Annotated in this window: 5 protein-coding genes; 4 read left to right on the top strand and 1 reads right to left on the bottom strand. The window is 71.7% G+C overall.

Annotated features, from left to right (window positions below; genetic code table 11):
* The first annotated feature begins 275 nt into the window (after window positions 1–275).
* The 3 genes from fbaA to ACWGI8_RS37790 all read left to right on the top strand — a co-directional run bounded on the left by fbaA (window position 276) and on the right by ACWGI8_RS37790 (window position 4,497).
* Window positions 276–1,298, top strand: a complete 1,023-nt coding sequence (fbaA, locus tag ACWGI8_RS37800; protein ID WP_453667963.1) for a class II fructose-bisphosphate aldolase — start codon at window positions 276–278, stop codon at window positions 1,296–1,298.
* A 70-nt stretch (window positions 1,299–1,368) separates the two neighbouring features.
* Window positions 1,369–2,571 carry a MalY/PatB family protein gene (locus ACWGI8_RS37795; RefSeq protein WP_453667962.1) on the top strand — a complete coding sequence of 401 codons (1,203 nt, stop codon included), beginning with the start codon at window positions 1,369–1,371 and terminating at the stop codon, window positions 2,569–2,571.
* A 435-nt stretch (window positions 2,572–3,006) separates the two neighbouring features.
* Window positions 3,007–4,497, top strand: coding sequence for an MFS transporter (locus ACWGI8_RS37790; protein ID WP_453667961.1), 1,491 nt, complete (start codon window positions 3,007–3,009; stop codon window positions 4,495–4,497).
* Here the strand turns inward: ACWGI8_RS37790 and ACWGI8_RS37785 are convergent.
* Window positions 4,475–5,089 (bottom strand): hypothetical protein, encoded by a 615-nt coding sequence (locus ACWGI8_RS37785; RefSeq protein ID WP_453667960.1) that lies wholly within the window; start codon window positions 5,087–5,089, stop codon window positions 4,475–4,477. The genes ACWGI8_RS37790 and ACWGI8_RS37785 overlap by 23 nt on opposite strands.
* 298 nt (window positions 5,090–5,387) lie before the next feature.
* Here ACWGI8_RS37785 and ACWGI8_RS37780 point away from each other — a divergent pair, with 298 nt between their 5' ends.
* Entirely contained in the window at window positions 5,388–5,801 is a 414-nt protein-coding gene (locus ACWGI8_RS37780) for a DUF3151 domain-containing protein (protein WP_453667959.1), read from the top strand.
* Window positions 5,802–5,832 lie beyond the last annotated feature (31 nt).

Raw genomic sequence — 5,832 nt, 5'->3', positions numbered from 1 at the left:
ATCGTGGACCGTGGAGCCGCCGATGCCATCGCCGAGGCCGGGCTGACCTATCTGACCGGCTACCGGCTCGCGGACCTCGACCTCGACTGACACCGGGCGCCGGGCGCCGGTCACAGTTTGACCTGCGGTTTCTCTGAGCGGCGGGAGTTTCACGTGAAACGTCCCGCTCTCACACCTGGAGGCCCTCTCGGCGTCTGGAAAGATAGGTGCGACGATGACGTCGCCCCCAGGTCAGGGCCAAGCAACGCAAACCGCACATACCAAGGAGCGGACAGATGCCCATCGCAACCCCCGAGGTCTACAACGAGATGCTCGACCGGGCGAAGGCAGGCAAGTTCGCCTACCCGGCCATCAACGTCACCTCGTCCCAGACCCTGCACGCTGCGCTGCGCGGCTTCGCGGAGGCCGAGAGCGACGGCATCATCCAGATCTCGACCGGTGGTGCGGAGTTCCTGGGTGGCCAGTACAGCAAGGACATGGTGACCGGCGCGGTCGCCCTCGCCGAGTTCGCGCACATCGTCGCCGCCAAGTACGACGTCACCGTCGCGCTGCACACGGACCACTGCCCCAAGGACAAGCTGGACGGCTACGTACGTCCGCTGCTCGCGGTCTCGGCCGAGCGCGTCGCCAAGGGCCAGAACCCGCTGTTCCAGTCGCACATGTGGGACGGCTCCGCCGAGACCCTCGCCGACAACCTGGCCATCGGCCAGGAGCTGCTGGCCCAGGCCGCCGCCGCCAAGATCATCCTTGAGGTCGAGATCACCCCGACCGGTGGCGAGGAGGACGGCGTCACCCACGAGATCAACGACGAGCTCTACACCACCGTCGAGGACGCCATCCGCACCGCCGAGGCGCTCGGTCTGGGTGAGAAGGGCCGCTACCTGCTGGCCGCGTCCTTCGGCAACGTCCACGGTGTCTACAAGCCGGGCAACGTCGTGCTCCGCCCCGAGCTGCTCAAGGACCTGCAGGCCGGCGTCGCCGCCAAGTACGGCAAGGCCGACCCGTTCGACTTCGTCTTCCACGGCGGCTCCGGCTCCACGGCCGAGGAGATCGCCACCGCGCTGGAGAACGGCGTCGTGAAGATGAACCTCGACACCGACACCCAGTACGCCTTCACCCGACCCGTCGCGGACCACATGTTCAAGAACTACGACGGTGTGCTGAAGGTCGACGGCGAGGTCGGCTCGAAGAAGACCTACGACCCGCGCAGCTGGGGCAAGCTGGCCGAGGCGGGCATGGCGAAGCGCGTGACCGAGGCGTGTGCGGCGCTGCGCTCGACGGGTACGAAGCTCAAGTAAGCGTTCATGGTCCGACGGGCCCGGCACCACCTCGGTGCCGGGCCCTCGGCATGTCCTTCGGAGGGCCATCGTGGAGCACGGCTACGAGAACGGCTACAAGCGCGGCTACGACTACGAGTACGACTTCGAGTACGACTTCGACAGTGCCGTCGACCGGCGCGGTACCGCGTCTGTGCAGTGGGACGGTGCCGCCGATCGCTTCGGGGTGGACGGGCTGCTGCCGTTCACCATCTCCGACATGGACTTCCCGTCGCCGCCGCAGGTGCTGGACGCGCTGCGGGAGCGCCTCGCACACGGGGTGTTCGGGTACACGGACTGGCGGCTCGGCGACTTCCGCGAGGCGATACGCGAGTGGTACGCGACGCGGTACGACACCGCGCTCGACCGGGAGCGGATCGTGTACGGGCCGTCGGTGCTCAACCAGCTCTCGCAGCTGCTGCGGATGTGGACGGAGCCCGGCGACGGCGTGGTCGTGCACACCCCCACGTACGACGGTTTCCGCAAGGCGGTCACCGGTCTGGGACGGGAGCTGCGCGGTGTGCCGGTGGGTGACCCCGTGGGTCTTGAGCGGGAGCTGGCCCGCCCGGACGCGAAGGTCCTGATCCTGTGCTCGCCCCACAACCCGACGGGACGGGTGTGGACGGAGGACGAGCTGGTGGAGACGGCACGGCTGGCGGAGGCGTCCGGCGTCGCCGTGATATCCGACGAGATCCACGCGGACTTCGTGCACGACGGGTACCGGCATCTGCCGTGGACACGGTTCGCGCGTGACGGGCGGTGGGCGGTGATCACGTCCGCGTCGAAGGCGTTCAACTTTCCCGCGCTGACGGGTTCGTACGGGATCATCGGCGATCCGGAGGAGCGTGCGGCGTTCATCCGCCGCATGGAGACGCGCGAGGGGCTCGCCTCGCCGTCCGCACTCTCGCTGACCGCGCACATCGCCGCGTACCGGGAGGGCGCGGCATGGCTGGACGCGGCGCGGGGGTATGTCGCCGGGAATCTGGCGATGCTGGCGGAGCGGCTGGGCTCCGCGTTCCCCGCGCTCGGCTGGGAGCCGCCGCAGGCCGGGTATCTGGCGTGGGTCGACCTGCGGGCGCTGGGGGTGAGCGACGATGCGCTGCAGCGGGAGCTGATCGAACGGGAGAAGGTCGCGATCATGCCGGGCGCGGTGTACGGAGCGGAGGGCTGCGTCCGCCTGAACCTGGGCTGCCCCCGGTCCAAGGCGGAGGCGGGCACGGACGCGCTGATCCGCGCGCTGTCCAGGCTGACCTGACGGGGCGCCTCTGTACGCGGTGGCGCCGGGCCCCGGAGCGGTCCGGCGCCGCGGGGCGGGCTTCCTGTGTACCCGGTACCGCCGCGTGGGCTTCCTGCGTACCCGGTACGCCGCGGGGGGCTTCATGCGTACCCGGGACCGCCGGGTCGGCCGGGGTGTCCGTCCTCAATCTCCCCCTACGCCCTGCGGCGTGGGGGGACCCCCAGACGGGCTTGGTGTGGGCCGGTACCGCCGGGTGGGCCGGGGTGTCCGTCCTCAATCTCCCCCTACGCCCTGCGGCGTGGGGGGGACCCCCAGACGGGCTTGGTGTGAGCCGGGACCGCATGGTTGGCCCGGGGGCCGTCTCCGGACGCGGACGGACTCAGCGGACGGACCTATGGGCCCGATGTGGGCGGCCGGGTCGCCAGGGGGCCTGGGGGAGACGATGATCCCCCTATGGACATCAGGCTCTCGTCGGCCACGGGGCGGTGGGTGGTCCTGACGACCGTCCTCGGGTCCAGCATGGCCATGCTCGACTCGACCGTCGTCAACGTGGCCCTGCCCCACATCGGCGACGACCTCGACGCCGACCTGGCCCAGCTGCAGTGGACCGTCAACGCGTACACGCTGACGCTCGCCGGGCTGATTCTGCTCGGTGGGGCGCTCGGGGACCGGTACGGGCGGCGGCGGGTGTTCGTCATCGGCGTCGTGTGGTTCGCGCTGGCCTCGCTGGCGTGCGGGCTGGCGCCCAACGCGGTCGCGCTGGTCTTCGCGCGGGCCCTGCAAGGCGTCGGCGGGGCGCTGCTCACGCCGGGGTCGCTGGCGCTGATCCAGGCGAGCTTCCATCCGGACGACCGGGCGCGGGCCGTGGGGCTGTGGTCCGGATTCGGGGGCATCGGCGCGGCGGTCGGGCCGTTCGTCGGCGGATGGCTGGTCGACGGCCCCGGCTGGCGCTGGGTGTTTCTGCTGAACGTGCCGTTGGCCGCGCTCTGCGTACCCGTGGCGCTGCGGCACGTTCCCGAATCGCGTGATCCACGCGCGCACGGCCGCTTCGACGTGCTCGGCGCGGTGCTCGGCGCGGTGAGCCTGGGGCTCGTGACGTACGCGCTGATCGACGTGTCGCTGTGGACCGGGCTCGCCGGTGTCGTCATCGGTGCCGCCTTCGTGGTCGTCGAGCGCCGCCGCCGCGACCCGATGGTGCCGCCGTCGATCTTCGCGTCCCGGCAGTTCACGTCCGTCAACGTGGTGACCTTGTGCGTGTACGCCGCGTTCAGCGGGTTCTTCTTCCTCGCAGCGCTGCAACTCCAGGTTGTTTCCGGCTATTCGGCCCTCGCCGCGGGCACCGCCTTCCTGCCCGCCACCGGGCTGATGCTGCTGCTCTCGGCGCGCTCGGGCGAGCTCAGTGAGCGGATCGGCCCGCGCATCCCGCTCACCGTCGGCCCGCTGCTGTGCGCCGCCGGGGTGCTGCTGATGCTGCGGGTCGGCGAGAACGCCTCGTACGTCAGCGACGTGCTGCCCGCGATGCTGGTGCTCGGCCTCGGGATGGTGACCCTGGTGGCGCCGCTGACCGCGACCGTACTGGCGTCCGTGGACACCGCGCAGGCCGGCATCGCCAGTGGCATCAACAACGCGGCGGCCCGCGCGGCGGGACTGCTCGCGGTGGCCGCGCTGCCGCTGCTCGCCGGGATGGGTCCGGAGGCGTACCGGATCCCCGAGGAGTTCGCGGCGACCTTCCGGCGGGCGATGCCGATCTGCGCGGGCCTGCTGGTGCTGGGCGCGGTGATCGCGTGGGCGACCGTACGGCGGCCCTCCCCGACCTGCCGGCACCCCGAGTGCAAGGTCCACTGCGGGGTGGGGGCTCCGCCGCTGGAACCGTCGGAGTCGGAGTACGAGCCGGACGCGTCGGACGCGCCGGACGAGTCGGCTAAGGGCGGTCGATCTGGTTGAAGATCCAGATGAGGTCGTCGCCCGCCGTCTGGTAGTGGAAGACCAGCAGTTTCCGCTGCTGCCCGGAGAGCTGGTCGTAGCGCCGGAAGAGCTCGCCGACCGTCATCGCCCTGCGGGTGCCGGGCGGGACGAACGGGGCCGTGACCGTGATGTGCGCGGAGTCCTCGACGCCCATGGCGTGGTATGTCCCGGTCGGCACCCACACGGCGTCCTCCGGCCCGTCGCCGTCATGGCACTCGAAGTGGCCCTCGCGCACGCTCAGGTTGATCGCATGGCCCTGGCCGCGGCCGCCGACCTGGAGATACGGGCCGTGGTCGGTGGCGCATAGGTCGCCGTCGTACGGGAAACCGTCCGAGCCGCCCGCCGGGGCCTCCTGGGACGGCGGCGCCGGGGCGGTGGGGCGGCCGGGCTCCCCGCCGGTGCCACCCGATCCGGTGCCCCCCGATCCGGCCCCGCCGCTTCCCGAACCCCCGGTGCCTGAGCCCGATCCGGAGCCGTTCGGCGCGGACGGGCCCGGCGCGGCCCCGGACGCGCCGGGTGACGACGGCCGGGACGCCGACGGGGACGACGACGGCGCCGCGGAACCGGTCACCGACGGCGAGACCGGGAATGCGGGCGAGGGGGACGAGGGGGGCGAGGGCGGAGGGGAAGAACTCGCCACCGCGGGCGGCGAAGGCGGCACCGGCGCGCCCCGGTCCGGCCCGTGTCGCTCCCCGCAACCGGTGAGCACCGTCAGCGCCACCGCTCCGATGAGCGCGAGAACCCGGCCCCGTCGCACAGAAACGCCCCTGTCCCCCGCTCCCCGTTCACGGTCGTCAGGATGATGCCCGGCGTCCCGACAGCCCGCACCGGCTCCTCGGATTCCACACCGACCTGTGACACTTGAACCCATGAGCATCCACGAAAACCTGCTGGGGGGACCGCCCCCCACCTATCTGTCCGACGCCCCGGAGCCGCGGGAGATGCTCGCGAACGGCACGGCGCCCGCCGATGTCGCCGCGAAGTACCCGACCTCCTCGCTGGCCTGGGCACAGCTCGCCGACGACGCCTTCGAGGCCGGCCGCGTCGTCGAGTCGTACGCATACGCCCGGACGGGCTACCACCGTGGCCTCGACGCGCTGCGCCGCAGCGGCTGGAAGGGGTTCGGCCCGGTGCCCTGGGAGCACGAGCCGAACCGCGGCTTCCTGCGCGCCCTGCACGCTCTCGCCCGCGCCGCGGAGGCGATCGGTGAGAAGGACGAGTACGAGCGCTGCTCGACGTTCCTGCGGGACTCGTCCCAGACGGCGGCGGACACGCTGAACTGACGGAATCTCCTTCTGCGACGGGCGGGCACCC

It is taken from the genome of Streptomyces sp. NPDC054841 (assembly GCF_053611045.1).
This window is presented reverse-complemented; position numbering and strand designations above follow the sequence as displayed.

What these genes read in the sequence shown, in the direction of transcription:
- fbaA (WP_453667963.1), top strand. Translation starts at nt 276, where the DNA reads ATGCCCATCGCAACCCCCGAGGTCTACAACGAGATGCTCGACCGGGCG.
- ACWGI8_RS37790 (WP_453667961.1), top strand. Translation starts at nt 3,007, where the DNA reads ATGGACATCAGGCTCTCGTCGGCCACGGGGCGGTGGGTGGTCCTGACG.
- ACWGI8_RS37780 (WP_453667959.1), top strand. Translation starts at nt 5,388, where the DNA reads ATGAGCATCCACGAAAACCTGCTGGGGGGACCGCCCCCCACCTATCTG.